Source organism: Pseudomonas petroselini (assembly GCF_045037875.1).
GTDB lineage: Bacteria > Pseudomonadota > Gammaproteobacteria > Pseudomonadales > Pseudomonadaceae > Aquipseudomonas > Aquipseudomonas petroselini.
Window position 1 is genome coordinate 4,577,616 of record NZ_CP173614.1, and the last position, 20,098, is coordinate 4,597,713.

17 protein-coding genes are annotated in these 20,098 nt (G+C 63.3%); 3 read left to right on the plus strand and 14 right to left on the minus strand.

Annotated elements, in window-relative coordinates; translation table 11 throughout:
* Nucleotides 1-48: 48 nt before the first annotated feature.
* Nucleotides 49-1,233: a DUF2252 family protein gene (locus tag ACI512_RS21000; protein ID WP_231808751.1), complete on the minus strand. Its 1,185-nt coding sequence runs from the start codon at nt 1,231-1,233 to the stop codon at nt 49-51.
* A 75-nt stretch (nt 1,234-1,308) separates the two neighbouring features.
* Nucleotides 1,309-2,187, minus strand: coding sequence for a LysR family transcriptional regulator (locus ACI512_RS21005; RefSeq protein ID WP_236380440.1), 879 nt, complete (start codon nt 2,185-2,187; stop codon nt 1,309-1,311).
* Between the two features lie 131 nt (nt 2,188-2,318).
* Between ACI512_RS21005 and ampC the strand changes: the two genes are divergently transcribed.
* Entirely contained in the window at nt 2,319-3,461 is a 1,143-nt protein-coding gene (ampC, locus tag ACI512_RS21010; RefSeq protein WP_236380441.1) for a class C beta-lactamase, read from the plus strand.
* A 71-nt stretch (nt 3,462-3,532) separates the two neighbouring features.
* Here the strand turns inward: ampC and dctM are convergent, their stop codons facing one another.
* The 8 genes from dctM to ACI512_RS21050 all read right to left on the minus strand — a co-directional run bounded on the left by dctM (nt 3,533) and on the right by ACI512_RS21050 (nt 12,212).
* Complete coding sequence (dctM, locus tag ACI512_RS21015) at nt 3,533-4,813, minus strand: C4-dicarboxylate TRAP transporter large permease protein DctM (protein ID WP_012724622.1); 1,281 nt, start codon at nt 4,811-4,813, stop codon at nt 3,533-3,535.
* Entirely contained in the window at nt 4,813-5,445 is a 633-nt protein-coding gene (locus tag ACI512_RS21020; RefSeq protein ID WP_046034810.1) for a TRAP transporter small permease, read from the minus strand. Before ACI512_RS21020 ends, dctM begins: the two co-directional genes overlap by 1 nt.
* Nucleotides 5,446-5,577: 132 nt before the next feature.
* Complete coding sequence (locus tag ACI512_RS21025) at nt 5,578-6,561, minus strand: TRAP transporter substrate-binding protein (protein ID WP_236380443.1); 984 nt, start codon at nt 6,559-6,561, stop codon at nt 5,578-5,580.
* 221 nt (nt 6,562-6,782) lie between these two features.
* Nucleotides 6,783-7,595, minus strand: coding sequence for a CoA ester lyase (locus ACI512_RS21030; RefSeq protein ID WP_093541841.1), 813 nt, complete (start codon nt 7,593-7,595; stop codon nt 6,783-6,785).
* 29 nt (nt 7,596-7,624) lie between these two features.
* On the minus strand, nt 7,625-8,818 hold the full coding sequence (locus tag ACI512_RS21035) for a CaiB/BaiF CoA transferase family protein (RefSeq protein WP_405121307.1): 1,194 nt from the start codon (nt 8,816-8,818) through the stop codon (nt 7,625-7,627).
* 9 nt (nt 8,819-8,827) lie between these two features.
* The gene (locus ACI512_RS21040) at nt 8,828-10,177 is read right to left on the minus strand and encodes an MmgE/PrpD family protein (RefSeq protein ID WP_236380445.1); all 1,350 of its coding nucleotides are present in this window, start codon (nt 10,175-10,177) and stop codon (nt 8,828-8,830) included.
* Between the two features lie 10 nt (nt 10,178-10,187).
* Complete coding sequence (locus ACI512_RS21045; protein ID WP_046034805.1) at nt 10,188-11,351, minus strand: acyl-CoA dehydrogenase family protein; 1,164 nt, start codon at nt 11,349-11,351, stop codon at nt 10,188-10,190.
* Nucleotides 11,352-11,393: 42 nt separating this feature from the next.
* Complete coding sequence (locus tag ACI512_RS21050) at nt 11,394-12,212, minus strand: MaoC family dehydratase N-terminal domain-containing protein (RefSeq protein ID WP_236380446.1); 819 nt, start codon at nt 12,210-12,212, stop codon at nt 11,394-11,396.
* Nucleotides 12,213-12,359: 147 nt separating this feature from the next.
* Between ACI512_RS21050 and ACI512_RS21055 the strand changes: the two genes are divergently transcribed.
* Entirely contained in the window at nt 12,360-13,259 is a 900-nt protein-coding gene (locus tag ACI512_RS21055; protein WP_046034804.1) for a LysR family transcriptional regulator, read from the plus strand.
* On the opposite strand, the gene ACI512_RS21060 is transcribed toward ACI512_RS21055, so the two are convergent.
* From ACI512_RS21060 to ACI512_RS21075, 4 genes are read right to left on the minus strand one after another with little or no spacing between them, the layout of a single operon-like run.
* On the minus strand, nt 13,246-16,122 hold the full coding sequence (locus ACI512_RS21060; protein WP_236380447.1) for a bpX6 domain-containing protein: 2,877 nt from the start codon (nt 16,120-16,122) through the stop codon (nt 13,246-13,248). The two genes, ACI512_RS21055 and ACI512_RS21060, sit on opposite strands and share 14 nt — an antisense overlap.
* Nucleotides 16,115-17,911, minus strand: a complete 1,797-nt coding sequence (locus ACI512_RS21065; protein WP_236380448.1) for a hypothetical protein — start codon at nt 17,909-17,911, stop codon at nt 16,115-16,117. Before ACI512_RS21065 ends, ACI512_RS21060 begins: the two co-directional genes overlap by 8 nt.
* Entirely contained in the window at nt 17,898-18,344 is a 447-nt protein-coding gene (locus ACI512_RS21070; RefSeq protein ID WP_093541830.1) for a hypothetical protein, read from the minus strand. Before ACI512_RS21070 ends, ACI512_RS21065 begins: the two co-directional genes overlap by 14 nt.
* Nucleotides 18,341-19,462 (minus strand): AAA family ATPase, encoded by a 1,122-nt coding sequence (locus tag ACI512_RS21075; RefSeq protein WP_012724634.1) that lies wholly within the window; start codon nt 19,460-19,462, stop codon nt 18,341-18,343. The genes ACI512_RS21070 and ACI512_RS21075 overlap by 4 nt, the downstream gene beginning before the upstream one ends.
* Nucleotides 19,463-19,553: 91 nt before the next feature.
* Between ACI512_RS21075 and ACI512_RS21080 the strand changes: the two genes are divergently transcribed.
* Entirely contained in the window at nt 19,554-20,078 is a 525-nt protein-coding gene (locus tag ACI512_RS21080; protein WP_012724635.1) for a GFA family protein, read from the plus strand.
* Nucleotides 20,079-20,098: the final 20 nt, after the last annotated feature.

Below are 20,098 nucleotides of genomic sequence, written 5' to 3' on the forward strand. Positions count from 1 at the left end.
GGGAGCTGGCTTGCCTGCTCCCCCATTAGATCCACTGCGTTCACGAGGTCAGTGTTCCAAGGCATACCGGCGGCAATGGTTGAGGTAACCCTGCTCATGGCTACCCACCAGTTGCACCACGCTGGTCCAGAGCCAGGACGGCGCGTCCAACTGCTTGGAGCGGTTCTCCTGCAACACCGCCATCCAGTCCTTACGCGTGTCGCGATCCATCTGCCGCGCATGGGCGATACCGACCACCCGCGCGAGGTAGCCGGCGGCGTGCATGGCATCGATCTCGCTCAGTTCGTCCAGCTCCAGCTTCATGTCCTGGGGCAGCAGTTCACGGATAAAAAACCCGTGATCCAGAAAACGCGTGGCCACCATCCGCTCACCCAGGCCCGGTGACAGCTGGCGTGCACCCTCCACCACGCGACGACCGTTATCCCTCGGCATCTTCGCCCGCGCCGCACGGGGTGCAGCAGCCCCGACGGCTTCCTTGATATCAATCAGGCAATACTCTTGATCATCGTTGTCGCCCACGCCGAGCAAGGCGGCATACCGCAGCAAGCCGAGCGAACTGCAGCCCTTGACCCAATAGGCCGAGTCAAGCAGTTCGACCCTGGCATCCTTGGGCCGCCCCTTGAGCGAGGTGACCAATTGATGGATTTCATCCGAGGCACACAGGGTTTGCAAGGCGGTTTTCTCGGCCCGTGATAACGACCAGAAATGCTTGCCCAAGGGGATGGTCGGCCGGGCGCTTTCGATGCGCTCACGCGCGAGGTTTTTCCAAGTGCGCGCCACCGCGCTGCGCATGCCCGCCTTGACCTGGGACGGACGTGGCGGGACCTGGTCGGGTTTGTCTTTGAACGCCTGTTCGTAGCCCAGCATCATTTCTTCGAGCATACGTGCGGTGGTGACGCCGGGCAGGTCCGAGCCGCGTGCAGCGGTCGCCAGGGACAAGGCCAGGCGCACCAGATCGTGGGTCGGATTACCGATAACCGTCTGGTCAAGGTCGCGGATATGCATATCGATGCGGCCCTTGGTGTCCCCGGTAGGCCCCAGGTTACCGGCGTGGCAGTCGCCGCAGATCCAGATGGCCGGGCCGTGGGGCAAGCGGCGGCCAGTCTGGCTGTGCAGCCACTCATAAAATTGCACGGTGCTGCCACGTACGTAAGCGTGGGCGGAGCGCGCCATCTTCAAGTTTCGCAATTGGGTCAGGCGAGGCATGCGGGCGGAGGGGCGCGGTATTTTCATGGAATCACTCAGTGCAGGTGTTGCGGTAGAGCGCTGGCCCCCGGAAAATGTTTCATTATGTTTCAAAAAAAGCGTTCAGCCCGGCTGCGCCATGTCCCGCAACCAGCCCTTGAACGCCAGCATCGCCGAGGTCTCCGCCCGCGACTGCAAGCGCGTCAGCCAATAGCTGCCGGTGGTGATGTCGACGTCGAACGGCTGGCGAATGACATCGCTCTCCAATTGCCGCGCAAACATCATCGCCGGTGCCAACGCCACCCCCATGCCTTGCAAGGCTGCCTCCATCATTGCCAATGACGAGTCGAACACGATGCTGCGCGGGGCCAGGGTGTCGGCGGGCAGCCCGGCCGCCTGGAACCACAGGCTCCACTCATCGGCGCGGTAGGAGCGCAGCAACGTGTGTTTGAGCAGGTCAGCGGGTGCGTGCAGTTGCTCGGCCAATTGCGGTACGCAGAGCACCGTCAAGGGTGCAGCCAACAGTTCGCATGCATCCGTGCCATGCCAGGCACCGGCGCCAAAACGGATGGCGTAATCCAGGCCCTCGGCGGCCACATCGACGCGGTTGTTGTGGGTGGAAAGGCGCAGGTCGATAAACGGATAGCAGCGTTGAAAATCCGCCAGGCGTGGCAGCAACCACCCTACCGCGAATGTGCCGACCGCCCCCACGGTGAGGACCTCGCGGTAGTGCCCGCCTTCAAACTGGCCCAGCGTGTGGGCGATGCGGTCAAAGGATTCACGCACCACCGGCAACAGGGTTTCACCTTCGCGTGTCAGCATCAGGCCCCGTGGCAGGCGCTTGAATAATGTGACATTAAGTTGCGCCTCCAGGCTTTTTACCTGATGGCTGACCGCCGCCTGGGTGACGCACAACTCAATGGCCGCACGGGTAAAGCTCAAGTGACGGGCGGACGCCTCGAATGCGCGCAGGGCATTGAGGGGCAAATGGGAACGCAGCATGCTCTACCCTAGATTTTCTAATGGCAGATGCAAGATATCATCGTTTGTCGAAGGGACGGAACCTCACTAGATTTGCGACGCCTGCGCAGGCTCTGATCGTCAGCGCATCATTTACATGGAAGCGAGTAATCATGAACTTCAGCGTACGAAATTTCCTGTTTTCGGCCTTATTTTTCGTCTCCGGCACCAGCATGGCGGCGACCGATCTGCGCAAGGTCGTGGACAGTCATGTTGAGCCCCTGATGCAGCAACAAGGCATTGCCGGCCTGTCGGTGGCCGTCGTCAACAAAGGCAAGGTGCAATACTTTAACTACGGCGTCGCCAATAAAGACAAACAACAGCCGGTGACCCAAGACACACTGTTCGAGATCGGCTCGGTGAGCAAAACCTTCACCGCCACCCTGGGCGGCTACGCCGAGGCCAGCGGCACGCTCAAGCTGTCGGACAAGGCCAGCCAGCACCTTGCAGCCCTCAAGGGCAGTGCCTTCGACCGCATCAGCCTGCTGCAACTCGCCACCTACACCCCCGGTGGCCTGCCGCTGCAGTTTCCGGACGCCGCCGACAACGCCGACGCCATGATCGGCTATTTCCAGCACTGGAAACCCGCCTACGCGCCCGGTGCGCAGCGTCTCTACTCCAACCCGAGCATTGGCCTGTTCGGCTACCTGAGCGCCCAAAGCCTGGGCCAGCCGTTCAACACGGCGATGGAGAAAACCCTGCTGCCCAAGTTGGGCCTGAAGAACACCTATGTCAGCGTGCCTGCTGATAAAGCCGACGCCTACGCCCAGGGCTACGACAAGCAGGACAAACCTCTGCGCGTCAGCCCCGGCGCGTTGGACAGCGAAGCCTATGGCATCAAGACCAGCACCCAGGACCTGGCGCATTACGTCATGGTGAACATGCACCCGCAAACCCTGGAGAAACCGCTGCAACAGGCCATCGCCACCACGCACACCGGTTACTACACGGTCAACGGTATGACCCAGGGCCTGGGCTGGGAGTCCTACCCCTACCCGATCACCCTGCAAGCGCTGATGGATGGCAACTCCACACCGATGGCGATGGAGCCGCACAACGTGAAGTGGCTGAACCCGGCTCAGGCGCAACCGGCGAACGTGCTGTACAACAAAACCGGCTCAACCGGCGGTTTTGGTGCCTACGTGGTGTATGTGCCGAGCAGGGACATCGGCGTGGTGATATTGGCCAACAAGAATTACCCGAATGCCGAACGCGTGAAGGTGGCCCATGCGATCTTGAGTGCACTGGACCATTAAAAAGACTGCACATACCCCCTGTGGGAGCGGGCAAGCCCGGCTCCCACAAGGTATTGCAGTATTGGCGGGATTTACATACCCAACCAGTGCGGCAACGCCAACGAGATAAACGGCAAGTAGGTGACCATGATCAGGAACACCAACAGGATCATCAGCCACGGCAACGCCGCACGGATCGTCTGCCCCAGCGTCAGCCCCGTCACCGCCGACGTCACAAACAGGTTCAACCCCACCGGCGGGTGCACCAGGCCGATCTCCATATTCACCACCATCACGATACCCAGGTGAATCGGGTCAATGCCCAGCTTCATGGCAATCGGGAAGAAGATCGGCGCCAGGATCAGCACGATGGCCGAAGGCTCCATGAAGCTGCCGGCGATCAACAACACCACATTGACCATGATCAAAAAGCCAATCGGCGTCAGGCCTTCGGAGAGCACCCAAGCGGTGATTTCCTGCGGGATCTGCTCGGTGGTCAGCACATGGGCAAACAGCATGGCGTTGGCGATGATGAACATCAGCATGATCGCCAGGCGCCCGGATTCCAGCAGCACCTTGGGGCAGTCGCGCAGCTTCATGTCCTTGTAGACGAACAGCGCGACGAACGCTGAATAAACCGCCGCCACCGCCGCCGCCTCAGTCGGGGTGAACATGCCGCTGTAGATGCCGCCGAGGATGATCACCAGCAGCAACAGGCCCCAGAAAGCTCGCCGTGCGCAGGTCAGCCACTCGCGGAAGGTCGCTCGCGGCTGGGCCGGCAGCTTCTTGATGCGCGCGACGATGTAGATCGCGATCATCAGCATCAGGCCCAGCAGCAGCCCCGGAATGACGCCGGCCATAAACAGCTTGCCCACCGAGGTTTCAGTCGCCGCCGAATACACCACCATCACGATCGACGGCGGGATCAGGATGCCCAAGGTCCCCGCATTACAGATAATCCCCGCACCGAATTCCTTCGGGTAACCGGAACGCACCATCCCCGCCACGGCAATCGAACCCACCGCCGCCACCGTCGCCGGTGACGAACCCGACAGCGCCGCAAACAGCATGCACGCCAGCACCGCCGCAATCGCCAGGCCGCCACGGATATGGCCGACGCAGGCGTTGGCAAAGTCGATCAAGCGCTGCGCCACGCCGCCGGTGGTCATGAACGCACCCGACAACAGGAAGAATGGAATCGCCAGGAAGGTATAGGCATCGGAGGTTTCGAACAGCTTGATCGCCAGGGAACTGACCGAGTCCTGGCTGAACATCAGGATCGACACCGCGCCGGACAAGCCCAGGGAAATCGCGATGGGCACACCCAGGAACATGAATACGAATAACAGCAGGAATAAACAGAGCACGGCCATCAGTGACGCTCCTCGTGGCTGCCGGCCAATTTGCTGGCCTCACCGGCCTCGTCGGCCAGCCCCAACCCGACCTGGCGGTGGGTAAAGATGCGGTAGAAAATTTCCAGATAGCGGATGAACACCATGGCGAAACCAATGGGCACGATCACCACGATGTCACCGACATCGATGCCGTACTGGTCGAGGTCTTCGGCGCCGATATGCGCGCCCATCACCGCACTCACCCACTTGTAGCTGGCGACCATGAACAACCCGGCGTAGGCCAGGCAGCACAGGCAGGCGAGCATGCCCAGCACGCGCTGCACCGGGCGCTTGGTCAGCTTGACCAGTGCGTCCACGCCGAGGTGGCCGGCGGTGCGTACGCCGTAGGAAATACCGAAGAAAATCAGCCAGCCGAACATGGCCTTGGTCAGCGCTACGCTCCAGGTCATGTCCTGGGCCCAGGTCATGGTGTGGTCACCCAGCGCGCCGAAGAACTGGCTGCTCCAGGCCCACTTGTCGGACAGGGCAAAAAACAGCGTGTAAATGTTGTTGAGCATGACGTAGACGAATGTCACCAGGGTCATGGCGGCCAGCAGGAAAGCGATAAAGCCTTCCTCCAGGTGCTCCCAGACGCGCCTTAGCGTTTGCATGGCAAAACCTCGCGAAAGCAAATGAGATATCGATATGTGGGAGGGGGCTTGCCCCCGATAGCGGTGGGTCAGAGACAGATGGGCAAGCTGACACACCGCAATCGGGGGCAAGCCCCCTCCCACATTGGGGGGTCACCGATTGGAGGCGTCCGCCGCCTTGATCAGGTCAGCCCCAATTTCCCCTTCGAACTTCTGCCACACCGGGCGCATGGCTTCGCGCCAGAGCTGGCGTTGCTCGGGGGTCAGTTCGATGATTTCGCTGGTCTTGGCGTCGATGATTTTCTGCTTGGCCGACTGGTTCAGCGCCTCAGCCTGTTTGTTCACCTCGACCGTGACCTCGACCATGATCTGCTCCAGGGTGCTACGGATATCCGGCGGCAGGCCGTTCCAGAACTTGGCGTTGGTGATCACCATGTAGTCGATCAGGCCATGGTTGGACTCGGTGAAATACTTCTGCACCTCGTTGACCTTCTGGCTTTCATAGTTCGACCAGGTGTTCTCGGTGCCGTTGACGGTGCCGGTCTGCAGACCTTGGTACACCTCGGCAAAGCTCATCTTGCGTGGGTTGGCGCGGATCGCCTTGAACTGTTCTTCCAAGACGCTGGAGGCCTGCACGCGGAACTTCAGGCCACGGGCATCCTTGGGTTCATGCAGCGCTTTGTTGGCAGAAAGCTGCTTGAGACCGTTGTGCCAATAGGCCAGGCCGAGGATGTTCTTGTCCTGCATGGACGTCAGCAGTTCCTTGCCCTGGGCGGCCTGGAAACGGTCGACAGCGGCAAGGTCGTTGAACAGGAACGGCAGGTCGTAGATCTGCACTTGCTTGGTGTATTGCTCGAACTTGGCCAGGGACGGGGCCAGCATCTGCACGTCGCCCAGCAGCAGCGCTTCCATTTCCTTGCCATCGCCGAACAGCGACGAGTTCGGGTACACCTCGACCTTGACCCTGCCCGGCAAGCGTTCTTCGGCAAGCTTTTTGAACAACAACGCGCCCTGGCCTTTGGGGGTGTTTTCGGCGACCACGTGGGCGAACTTGATGACAATCGGGTCCGCCGCCTGGGCCAGGCCCGCGGCAAACAAAGTGGCGGCGCACAGCAGCGCCCGGGAGAGCTTGAGCATGGAAAATCACCTTCTTATTGTTGTGTTGTCAGGCAAGGTGCCTGATGTCAGGCGTGTAGTGAATTTCGAATTCTAGATACCTGCGTTCGGCCAAGCCGAACGCCAAAAACCGGTTCGATCCCGTGTGGCGAGTGAGCTTGCTCCCGTTGGGCTGCGAAGCGGCCCCAGGAAAAACGGGAGCGCTGCGCACGCCAACGCGAGCAAGCTCGCTCGCCACAGGTTTACTCGGCAGCTAATAACCGTTGTGCCCGCAGCAACACCGGGGCATCCACCATCTGCCCGTCGATCTGGTAGGCCCCTGCCCCATGCGCGCCGGCGTCCACCACGCGCTGGGCCCAGGCCAGGTCCTCGGCGCTCGGCGCCAGCGCTTCATGGATCACCGGCACCTGCTTGGGATGGATACACAACGCCCCGGCAAACCCCATTTCATAGGCATGCCGGATCGAACGGCGCAGGCCCTCGGGGTCATCGATGGCCGGGTGCACGCCGTCCAGGGGCGCTACCAGGCCAGCGGCGCGGGAATGCACGATCAGCGCCAGCCGCGCCTGGTCGAGGGCGAACTGCGCGGCCGGGGAATTACTGCTCAGGTTCAGGTCCAGTGCCAGGTCCAGCCCACCGAACGACAGGCGCTCCACCTGCGGCGCATGGGCGATCTCGGCCACGGCCAGCAAACCGCGTGCGCTTTCAATAATCGGCCAGATGACTTTGCCGGTAGCCGCTACCACAGCAACCTGGGCCGCACTTTCGACCTTCGGCAGCAACACCCCCGCCACGTTCGGATGGGCTTTGCAGAACGCCACATCCTCGAAATGCTCGGCGTGCTCCGGCGCGTTGATGCGTACCCACACCTGAGCCTCGGGATGCGCCTGCAGGAACCCCCCGAGGTTATCCCGCGCCTGGCGCTTGAGCGGTTCTTCCACCGCGTCTTCAAAATCCACGATCACCGCATCGGCACCACTGGCCAAGGCTTTGGAAAATCGCTCCGGTCGGCTACCGGGCACAAACAACGCCGAACGAACCAAGGGCCTTGGCATCTGTTGAGTTCCTTATTATTGATAACGTGTTAAATAACACCGCGTGCACGCAGACCGTCGATGGCGTCTGCCGAGTAACCCAACTGATCCAGGATGCCCTGGCTGTGCTGCCCCAACCCTGGAACCGCGTCCATGCGCGGGATGAACGCGGCATTGCGCGCCGGAGGCAGCAGCGACGGCAACGGGCCGGCCGGGCTGTCGACCTCGCGCCAGCTGTCACGCGCCTTGAGCTGCGGGTGGTCCCACACGCCTTGCATATCGTTGACGCGGGCGCTGGCGATTTGCGCGGTTTCCAGGCGCTGGATCACCGCTTCGGCATCGAGCAGGGCAAAACTGTCGACGATGATCTGGCGCAGCGCTTCACGGTTGGCCGAGCGCTTGAAGTTGGCGGCGAAACGCTCGTCCGTCGCCAGTGTCGGCGTGAGCAGCACCTTGTCGCAGAACGCCGCCCATTCGCGCTCGTTCTGCAATCCGAGCATCACCGTGCCGCCGTCGCCGGTGGGAAACGGCCCATAGGGATAGATCGTCGAATGCGCGGCCCCGGCCCGCGGCGGCTGGGGTGCGCCGTCGAACGCGTAGTACATCGGGTAGCCCATCCACTCCACCAGGCTCTCCAGCATGCTCACGTCGATGCGGCTGCCCTTCCCCGTCTTGCCGCGCAGCAGCAGTGCCGAGAGGATGCCGCTGTAGGCGTACATGCCCGCCGAGATGTCGGCGATGGAACAACCGGCCTTGGCCATCTGGTCTTCGCCGGGGCCGCCGGTCACCGAGAGAAAACCGCCCTCACTCTGGATCAGCAGGTCGTAGGCCTTCTTTTTCTCGTAGGGCCCGCCGTCGCCGTAGCCGGAAATGTCGCAAACAATCAGGCGTGGAAAACGCGCCTGCAGTGCCTCGAACGACAAGCCCATGCGCGCCGCCGCACCCGGCGCCAGGTTCTGCACCAGCACATCGGCATCGGCCAACAGGGTGTCGAGGATAGCGCCCGCCTCGCCTTGCTTGAGGTCCAGTGTCAGGCTTTCCTTGGAGCGGTTGGTCCACACGAAATGCGAGGCCAGGCCGCGCACGCGCTCGTCATAGCCACGCGCAAAGTCGCCGCTGCCGGGGCGTTCGATCTTGATGACACGGGCGCCCAGGTCGGCCAACTGGCGGGTACAAAAAGGCGCGGCAATCGCGTGTTCCAGGCTGACAACGGTGATGCCGTCCAGCGGTCGTTGGTGAGTCATGACGGTTCCTCAGAGCCAATGGGCCATGGATGCGGCGTTGCGTAAGTCCCAGACCTTTTCAATCAGGGCATGGGCCTCAAGCGGCGTGCGGGCGCCGCTGAATTGGGCGAGGCGCTGGAATTTATCCGCCAGCTCTCGACGGCTGAGGGTGTTGCCCGGGTCGCCCTTGGGCTCGTCGATGGCGCCGTGCAGCGTGCGGCCGTCAAGGGTGGTGACGGTGACGCGGCCGAGCCAGCGCTGGGGGTAAGCGCCGTCAACTTCGGCGTCGAGGGTCATACTGACCTTGTCGCGGAAGCTGGAGACGGCCGGGTCGGTCAGCGCCCGCTCGTGGAACTCCGTGAGCCCGGCCTTGCCATGCACGGCGATCAAGCCCAGCACGGTGCCCATGGAGAACTTGGCCTGGTGCACGCTGGTCGGCACGGTCACGCGCCCCAGCACATCGATGGCGCCTTGATGCACCCGCGTCTCCACATGGGCGATATCGGCGGCGGTGAGGCGTTCGCGCTGCATCAGGTCCAGCAGCGCATCGGCCGCCGGATGCGTATGTCGGCACGAGGCGTGGAACTTGAACGAGGTTTCCAGCAGCGCCCAGCGACTGCCCAGGTCGGCGGACAACTTGCTCGGCTCGGCATCGCTGGACATCCCCGCCGCCAAGCCTTGGTCGCCTTCAAGGATATTGCGCGCACCGGTCAGCCCTTCCGCCGTCAGGTACGCGGCGAGCAAACCGTCAGCCGCCGCCTTGGCCGTGTGCAATTGCTTGGAGTCGGCGGCATCGCGCAGGAACTCCCACAGCCCGGCGGCCTGCGTGCCGGCGCTGCCGAGCAGGTTGATGAATTGTTCTTGGTTGAAGTCCAGCAGCTTGCCCACCGCAACGGCCGCCGCCAGGGTGCCGACCGTGGCCGTGGTGTGAAAGATGCGGTAGTGGGAACGGCCCATGAATTCGCCGATACGGATACCGGCTTCATAACCGGCCACCGAGGCCAGCAGCAAGTCGCGGCCGGATTTACCCAGGTCCTGGGCGGCCGCCAACGCGGCGGGAAACACCACGGTCGCCGGGTGCAAAACTGAACTGTTGTGCAGGTCATCCTGCTCCACCAGGTGGGAGGAAGCGCCGTTGACCAGCGCGGCGAAATACGCGCTGGTGCTGGCGCCGTTGACGATCACCTGCGCCGGGCCGCTGCTTGGCCCCATTTTCTGCGCATAACGCTCGAATAACGGGATTGGGTGCGCGCCCTGGCTCGCCAGCGCCGAGGCCAGCCAGTCCAGGTACAGGTCTTCGGTACGCGCCAGCACGTCTTCCGGCAGGTGCGTGTGATTCAGCTCGGCAAGGAACCGACACAGGGCTTGGGTATGGCTCACGGTCAGGCCCTCAGAAACTGCGCGGCAGTTCGAGCAAGTGCTCGGCCACGTAGGACAGGATCAGGTTGGTGGAGATCGGTGCCACCTGGTACAGGCGCGTCTCGCGGAATTTGCGCTCCACGTCGTATTCGCAGGCAAACCCGAAGCCGCCGTGGGTCTGCAGGCACGCATTGGCTGCCTCCCAGGACGCCTTGGCCGCCAGGTACTTTGCCATGTTGGCACTGGCCCCGGCATTTTTGCCGCTGTCGTATTCCTCACAGGCACGCCAGCGCATCAGGTCCGCCGCTTCGATCTCGATATGCGCTTCGGCGATCGGGAACTGCACGCCCTGGTTCTGTCCGATAGGCCGGCCAAACACCACGCGGTCGCGGGCATAGGCGCTGGCCTTTTCGATAAACCAGCGGCCGTCGCCGATGCATTCGGCGGCGATCAGCGTGCGTTCGGCGTTGAGGCCATCGAGGATGTATTTGAAGCCCTTGCCCTCTTCGCCGATCAGGCTGTCCAGCGGCAGCTCGAGGTTGTCGAAGAACAGCTCGTTGGTTTCGTGGTTGACCATGTTGGCAATGGGCTGCACGGTGAGGCCATGGCCGATGGCCTCGCGCAGGTCCACCAGGAAGATCGACATGCCCTCGGACTTTTTCTTCACTTCAGCCAGCGGCGTGGTGCGCGCCAGCAGGATCATCAGGTCGGAATGCTGGATGCGCGAGATCCACACCTTCTGGCCGTTGATCACGTACTTGTCGCCGCGCTTGATCGCGGTGGTCTTGATCTTCGTGGTGTCGGTGCCGGTGGTGGGCTCGGTCACGCCCATGGACTGCAGGCGCAATTCGCCGCTGGCGAGCTTGGGCAGGTAGAAGCGTTTCTGCGCTTCGCTGCCGTGGCGCAGCAAAGTGAACATGTTGTACATCTGGCCGTGCACGGTGCCCGAGTTACCGCCGCAGCGGTTCACTTCTTCGAGGATCACCGAAGCCTCGGCCAGGCCCAGGCCGGAACCGCCGTACGCTTCGGGGATCATCGCCGACAGCCAGCCGGCGTCGGTCAGCGCTTTGACGAAGGCTTCGGGGAAGCCCTTTTGCTCGTCAATCTTGCGCCAGTAGGCGGCATCGAATTCGGCGCACAAGGCGCGCACGCCTTCGCGGATGGCATTGAGTTCTTCATTGTCGTTCGGGTTCATTAACGGCTCTCCGCCTGTTGTTCTTGGATTATTCGACTTGGATTATTCGAAATGCACCTGGGCTTGCTGCGCCAGGCCGTCAGCGTTACCGGCCCACAGCTGCGCCACGCCGGTTTCAGTCACGCGGCCCGCCACTTCAAACGGCTGCGGCGCAATCAACGGGCGCACGCCGCGATAGGCAAAACGGCGCAAGGTGGCTTCGGGGTGGGCACGGCAGAACGCGCGCAGGCTCAGGGTGGCGATCAACGGCCCATGCACCACCAGGCCTGAGTAGCCTTCGGCGCCGGTGACATAGGGGTAGTCGTAGTGAATGCGGTGACCGTTGAAGGTCACGGCGCTGTAGCGAAACAGCAGGGTCGGCGTGGGATCGATCGCTTCGTGCCATTCACCGTGCTCCAGCGCCTCTGCGCTGCCGGCCTTGGGCGGCGTGGGTTCGCGGTAGACGATGTCCTGTTCTTCGCGGATCGCCAGGCGGCCGTCCTGGGCATAGTCGTGGCGCACGGTGACAAACAACAGCGAACCGGTGCGACCGGTCTTTTCTTCGACCTGGATAATGGTCGACACGCGGGTCGCCGCCTCCCCGGCACGCAGCGCGTGCAGAAACTCGATACGCCCACCGGCCCACATGCGGTTGCGGTTGTCGGCCGGCGGCAGGAACCCGCCACGCGCCGGGTGGCCGTCGCTGCCCAGGGCGGTTTCCGGCAGCGGGTCCTGGAAGAAGCACCACTGCCACAACGGCGGTAGGTCCGCGCCGTCCTCGGGCACTGCCTCGCCGAACGTAGCGGCGATACGTTTGAGCAGGTTATGGCTCAGGTGGTCGTGAGCGGTTTCGCTTCGGCCGATCCAGTCAGTGGCGCTCATCAGGTGCAGTTCCTCGGGCAGTGAGTGTCTGCCCCGGATCATGCAAGCGCCCGCCCGTTCTGAGAATTTGCATTTCAATAAACCAGCGTTCGGTTATGCTGAACGCCAATTCACTGAAAACACCGCATACCCCTGTGGGAGTCTTGCATGCACTTCGACCTGGCCGACCTGCGCCTGTTTATCCACATCGCCGAATCCCCCAGCCTGACCCAGGGCGCCAAGCGTGCGTTTCTTTCGCCGGCCGCCGCCAGTGCACGGATCAAGGCCCTCGAAGGCCAGCTCGACACCCGCCTGCTGTACCGTGACAGCCGTGGCGTGGAGATCACCCCGGCCGGTGAACGCTTGCTGCACCATGCGCGGCTGATCATGCGCCAGGTGGACTACCTCAAAAGCGAATTCACCCAATACGGCGTGGATTCGGCCGGGCATATCCGCATCTTCGCCAACACCACGGCGGTCACCGAATTCTTGCCGGAAGTGCTGGCGGGGTTCCTGTCACAAAGGCCTGGCGTCACCGTCGACCTGCAGGAGCGCCTGTCTCGCGACATCGTGCGCGGCGTGCTCGATGGCACCAGCGACATGGGTATTATCGCCGGCCCCGTGGAAGCGGCGGGTTTGCAGGTGCTGCATTTCAGCACAGACACCTTGGTATTGATGGTGCCGGTCGGCCACCCGCTGGCAGCGCAACCGTCAGTCACCCTGGAACAGACCCTCGCCTACCAGCATATCGGCCTGCATGAAGGCAGCACCTTATTGAGTTTTTTGCGCGAACACGTGGAGCGGCTGGGCAAGCACTTGTCGCTGCGTATCCAGGTGTCGAGTTTCGAGGCGATCTGCCGGATGGTCGAAGCCGGTGTGGGCATCGGCATCATTCCGGAGTCCGCCGCCGTGCGCCACAGTCGCACCATGCACGTGGTGGCGGTGAAGCTCGATGAGCCGTGGGCGATTCGCGAACGCAGCATCTTGGTGCGGGAGCTGGAGGCGTTGCCCGGCACCATTCGTGCGTTGATCGCCACGTTGATGCCGGACTCGGTCAATGCAGGCTGAGGTTGCGCTGGCGGGCGTCTTCCACCGTGATGTGGCTCAAACGTCCCTGGTCATCGAATAACAACCAGCCGTCGCCGGTGCGACGGATATTCACCTCGTAGCGCGGCCAATGCAGCACAGCACACACGGTGTCACTGCCACGATGGATAAAGTGCCAGCGGGTGTCGCGGTCACTGGCGATATAGCCGAATACCAACCAATCCGCGTCGACGACGATGCGCACCGGGTCGCTATCGAAGCACCCTTCATCACAGCCCGTCAGGCGATACCCCTTGCGGTTGCCGTCGACATCCAGGATCAGCACGGGCTCTTCGTCGTCGCTGTACCGGATCAGGTACTCAACGGTTTGATCGAGTGCACAGAACAGCGCGTGGCTTTCCTCTGACTGCGGCGACGCCGGCTCACGCCCCGCCAACCGCCGCTCAGGCAGGCGATAATGCCAGCGCTCAAAGCCTTCCAGCGGGTTATGGAGCCACAGGAACTCGTTGCGTTCATCACTTTTGAGGGCGCGAACCGAGCCTGGCAAGTCGCTGACGTGCCACAGGGTTTCAAAGCCGCGATCCACGTCCACCACACGCAGTTGCCGGCCTTGGCCGAGGGTCCAGGTGCTGCCATCAAACTGATCGGCGAACACGTCGAGGACCTGCACGCCCAGGTCGGTCGCGGCGCGATTGACCAAGTCCAACTTGCTGATGCGCCACACCGTGTCGCGCCGGGTCAGCACCAGCGCCATTTGCCGGCTGTGCGCCAAGACAATCCGCTGGGCCGGCACGGCGAAATGGAACAGCGGCATGCCGCTGGCATCCGTCACCACCGCACCGGCCTCGCCCAGTGCCACCAGATAACGCTCGTCATCCAGCGACACCGCATCGTATACGGAGCGGCTGCCCTGGACCGGGGCTGACCACTGCAATGCCTCCGCCGCGCGCTCCAGCGAGCGCACGGCGGGACGTTTGAGTGACTGGCCAGGCAAGTCCGCCTGCAAACATTTGTCCCGGCTCATTTTGACCAGCGACTGCAGTTGGTTGAAGTTGAGCCCCCCGCGCCCACTGAGCTGGTCGGCGAGCACCGCGTGCACGGTGGCACCGGCGAGCCAGGCCAGGGCCACGGTGTCGGACTTGTGCGCCAACAACGTGTGCGCCAGGGCATCCCGCTCGGCGCAACGGCTGGGATCGTCACGCAGCTGTTCGATCCAGGGTCCGTAAGCTTCCAGGGTTTGGGGCAGCAATATCGCGCGCTTTACCAAGGCGCCAATCGCCAGGCGCCCACCGGCCGCTTCGGCATCGAGCAGCCATTGAGCGGCGCGCGGGCGCTCTTGCGGCAAGCTCCACACCACCTCGACGGCTTGCAACCACAGGCCCTTGGCGATCAGCGACTCGGCCCACTCCAGGCGTAAACGGTCGGCGATCTGCGGCTGCTTGGCCTGAAGCAACACCACCGCATCGGCAAATGCATCATCACGACGCGCCACCAGCAAGGCGCGCTGCCAGTTCTCGGCCAGGCATAGCAGGCGCACGATGACCGCAGACGGCATGTCCCAGGCGAGAGCGAGGTCGGCGGCCTGTTGGTAGCGCGCGTGTTTTTCCAGGTAATCGAGTGCTTCCTGGCGTTCCTTGAGCAGTTCAGCGAGTACGAATACCGCTTCTTCGATACGGTTTTCGCGGGCCAGGCGCTCATAGGAGCGCCGGTAGATCTGGCGCAGATGCTCGGTCAGCCCTTCCTCGAAGCGGTAGGTACGGCTGGGCCCGTGCTGTTGGCTGAGGGTCAGGTCCTGGCGCCGCTGCGGCGTACCGAAGTGCTGTTCGGCATTCGAGTGCTGGTCACCCAAGGGGATGGCATGGCGCAACGCTTCGGCGAAATCGCCGTCCTCGAACATCTCCAGCATGCGCTGCATGTAAGCCGCCTGGCGCTTGCCGTACAGCCTGGACAGCTTTGAATGCTCGGTCAGGCGGGTCAGCCAGCGGCGCCAGGCCGCCGGCTTGTGACGAGCCGGTTTGGCGCGCCGGGGAATGCTCGCGGTGTCCGGGGCTTGCGGCACTGCGCCGGTAGGCCGCGCACCTCGGCGCAAGAATTTGTTTAGCGCTACCAGCAAGGCGGTGAAGACAATGGCGCTCAGCAACATGCCCAGGATCACGCCGCTGATGTCTTCGGTGGTCGTGGCAGACACCGGTGTCAACGGCACGGATTGGCCCTGGGTGGCCATCCAGATCAACCCTGCAACCAGGGCCAGGGTGACGCCCAGTTTCAACGCCGGATAGGGTGCGGACTCCTCGTTGCCCCATTGGCCTGCAGCCTTGGGGGGCGGCGCTTTCGGTGCGGGTGATTGCCGCTCCAGCAAGGCCCGGATCACGCCCTCCTGCTCGGGGCTGACCGGCGCCAATCCGCCCAGGATCTCGCGTACATCGGTGATCACCGGCTCAGGCAGGGCCGGCACGACGGGCGCATGACAATCGAAGGTATCGAGCAAGGTGTAGGCGCTGATATCAAGCCACTGCCCAGGTTCCAGGGCCTGGGCATCGCGCAACTGCAAAGCGTGCACCTGGCTGCCGCGCACCAGCCACAGGTCGGCGGCCGGTAAAGCGCGCAGCTCCTCGGCGCTCAGCTGGGCCGAACACAGGCCACGGCCCTGACGCACCAGCGGCCAGCCGGCAAGGGCCTGGCAATCCAGCGCGACCGGCGTGCTGAATTGCACTAAATCGCCGTCGGCAAAACGGTAGGCCATCGCGCCCGTGCGCCAGTGCTCCAGCATCAAGCGAGCCCGTTCCTGCAGCGCAAAGCGCTCGGCGGGCAACCACATGCCGTCGATGGATTGATGCCCGGTCAACAACGGCCGGCGGATCAACTGGAATTCTTGCTCAAGCATGGGCAGGCTCATGTTTCAGGTCACACATCACTTGCAAACGCATGGCGCGCTCGGCAACGTTGAACACCCGTAATTCCCGGGCGGTGGTCAGCACCGCCACCAGGCCGCTCATGGGACAGAAACTCGCACGGGCAATCGGTGCCGTCGTGGTGAACAGCGTCTGTTGTTGGCCCTCGGTGTACAGGCCAACGGTGTGCTGGTTCGGCCCCAGCAGTACCAGCGAATAGCGTTCCTGCGCCGCCACGTGGTGATGCAGACCGATGGCGCTCCAGCCGGGCGCCAAGTCGATCTGTACCTTTTTCGCGGGAAAACTGTCGTGGGTCACCAGGCGCCAACTCTGGCGGCCACCTTGGTGAGTGAGTAATGCGCAGCCACCAAAGGCGTACTTCCAATGCGGGGTGCTGGCGAACAGTATCTGGCTCACACCGGCAGCCGCACCGACTGCATAACCGTGACTGCGGGCACCGGAGGACGTCGCGGGGTAAGCCACCAGTTGCCCACCCTCGATGCGGGCGTAGACCAACGATAAGGCATCCAACTGCGCCAGCCCCATGACATTGTCCGTCACCGAGAAACATTCTGCCCTCGGCGCGTGGCCAGGCCGCTGCCAGTGAGCAAGGTGACCGTTTGTATCTAGTAGATACAGGCGCTCCGCCTGTTCGCCGCGCAGCCACACCGCGGGCAGAAAGGTCGCAGTGCCCGGCGGCAGGTGCATTTCTTCGCGTGTGGGCTTGTTGACCGAAACGAGACTGGGGATGTTCCAGAAGGTCAGGATATTGCCATCACCGAGCACCGCACCGAGGCTGCGGTAGTTAAAGGTGGCCGCGAGCACGTGCTGATGTTTGCCCCACAGGCGACGTCGCACTTCGAGGTTTTTTTTCTGGTTCTTGTGCGGCAGCTTGATCACCACCATGCCGTGCTCATCGAGCAAGCGCAGGGCGACATAGTTGCCGGAACCGGAGATGACCGGCGGCAGGGTCAATGCAACCCGCGCCACTCGGCCGGCAGCGGTCGGTGCCGGCGTGTGCACGGCGTTATCGAACTGGCCCTTGAGCAAGCGCACGGCCTGCTGCTCCTCCGGCAGCGGCAGCGACACGCGCCGCGACTGCAAGGCGAACGTCAGGCTGCGCCCATCCAGGTTGCGCGTAATCTGCACGCGGTGGGTGCAGACCTTGGGATCCGTGGGCGGCAAGCGCTGGCCAACCACCCAGCATTCTCCAACCGCGTGGTCGGCCAGCGCGTCACGCCAGGCCAGCCAATGGTCGTCGCTCACGACCTCGTAGGTGCGGGCGTCGAGCAGGCGCTTGAGCTGCGCCGATGAGTCCAGCTCATGCAACTCGGGCGTGGCTTGCAGAATGCCCCAGCGCAATTGCGCCCCCGCCTCTTCGGCACGCCGCGCCAGCAGCATCAACAGCGCCAGGTGCACCAGGCGCGCAGCCCCCAGTTGCAAGGGGCCCGCATCAAACAGCACGACAATCAGGCGGTTCGCTTCACGGGCACGGTAGTGCGGGGCGAGGAACATATGCTCACCGCCGACCGCCCGGCGCAGGAACTCGTCAGGCACTTCATCGGCCAGCAGCCATTCACTGGACAGCAGTCGCTCATAGGGACCGCGCCGATGCAGGTCGCCCAGGCCATCGGGCTCCGGCACTCCGCCCTGGTGCAGGCCGCGCAGTGGTCCGAGCAGAGGGTTGAGTCGACCGAGCAGGTCGGCGAACAGGGGCAGGTGTTGCGGGGCAAACCACTCCAGCCACTGCCGCCAGGGTTGCAGCGCCTCAGGCAGTTGCATGGGCGACTCCCCAATAGGCGGCGATACGTTGCAGATGCGCGGGCGACACGGCCAGCAGGCGGTCCAGCGGGATCACCGCCTGCGGGTCGTGCCACACCAACAAGGGCGCGCGTTTGAAGCGAGCGGACAAGGCCTGTCCCAACAGGTCCTGTGGCACCTGCGGTTCCCAACTGGTCGGCAGCCAGAGGTGCGGTGCGCTGGTGCTGGGCGCAGCGTAAGCAACACCGTCGACCCAAGGCAGGTCAGCCATTACGCCCGTCACCACCAGTACATCACCATTGGCAGTGGCTTGCAGCCGCGCCGCATGGTCGGCCGCGAGCAGCGCCAGGCGTGCGTGCAGGCGCCGGGCAGCATCGCCCCAGGCCACGGCGGCCTGAGCCTCGGCGGGCACTGGCCGTGAACGCCAGGCCCAAGGCTGGGTCAGCGCACTCATTCGCTGGGGGTCAGCAATCGAGTGAGTTGTCCCCGCGCCTGCTGCAGAGGTTCGGGCAGGGTCTGGCTATTGAAATTGGCATCGATCTCGCGCAACAGGCCTTCTAGCACGCTACTGGCCGGCGGCTCGGCACGGGAGAGGTAGTCTTCGGCGGTTTCCAGCAGCCGATTCACACGTGACATCGGCTGCAACGTCGCCTCTTCCACCGCGCTGAACAAATGGCTGTTGCTGGAGGCAGCAAACAGGTCGCGCAATACTTCGCGGCCGTGTTGCTGGGTAGCCTGGGTCGGCAACACGTACAGCAGCGGCCACAAGTCGGCGTCGCTGGCTTCCAGGCGACCACTGAGCAATGCAGCGGCCGCGATCAAGCGCTGGGACTTGACGATGCGCCGGTCAGACAACTGGATCCCGGCTTCGCGCAGGCGGCGAATGGCTTGGGCCAGGGCTGGGCGCACAGCGGTCAGGTCGACGTGTTTCAGGGCCTGGCCGAGCGTGTCCAGTTGCGCAAGGCCGAGCAACTGTTGCACCGGGCGCTGCTCCGACTGCCAGCCGCCGGCCAGCATGGCTTCCAATTGATTGTCCGGCACCGACTCGACAAACAGATGCAACAGGAAACGGTCACCGAAGGCCGCCAACGCCTCATCATCCGGCAGGCCGTTGGCGGCGCCGACGCACACGCGCAGCGGGCATTGCACCTGGGTATGGCCACGACGGAATCGGCGCTCGTTGAGTACGCCCAGCAAGGTGTTGAGGATCGCGGTAGAGCCCAGGAAGACTTCGTCGAGAAACACGATATCGGCTTCCGGCAGCATGCCGCTGACGTCGGTTTCCACCGTGCCTTCGCGCAGCTTTTTCAGGTCTACCGCGCCGAACAGTTCGGACGGTTCGGTGAAACGTCCGAGCAGGTATTCGAAGTAACGCCCACCCATGGACTGCGCGACACGCCGCACCACCGCGCTTTTTGCAGTGCCGGGCGGCCCGATCACCAGGATGTGCTCCTGGGCCACGGCTGCCAGCACGATCAATTCGGCCAGTTGCTCGCGCCCGACCAAGCCTTCGGTAGCGGCACGCACGGCGTGGCGGATTTGCGCGGCAGCGCTCTGCAACTGAGCAATCATGGGTGTCTTCCCTGAAACCAAAGCGGGGAATCTTGCCTGAGGCTAAGGTATTAGCAAAGCGTTGTTACATACTCATATCAGGAGTCAGCCCATGCAGCTTGAAGGATCCTGCCATTGCGGCGCCGTGACGTTCAGCCTCACCAGTGCCCACCCCTATCCTTACCAGCGTTGCTACTGCTCGATCTGTCGCAAGACCCAGGGCGGTGGCGGTTATGCGATCAACCTGGCTGGCGATGCCCAGAGTTTGAAGGTGCGCGGGCGCAAACTGATTTCGATCTACCACGCCAGGCTCAAGCCCGAGGGGGCCAGCCGGGCCCATGCGAGCAGCGCTGAACGGCACTTCTGTTCGCAATGCGGCAGCGCCTTGTGGCTGTTCAGCCCCGAGTGGCCGGCGTTGATCCATCCGTTTGCCTCGGCCATCGACACGCCATTGCCGGTGCCGCCGGAACATACGCACCTGATGCTGGGCTCGAAGGCGCCGTGGGTGGAAGTGACGTTGCGCCAAGGCGATCTGCAGTTCGATGAGTACCCCGAAGAGTCCATCGCCCAATGGCATGAGCGCCTCGGGCGACGCCTTCAAACGTACCCATCCCCCCCTGAGTTTCTGACCCCATGAGACCCCTGATGCGTTGCAAA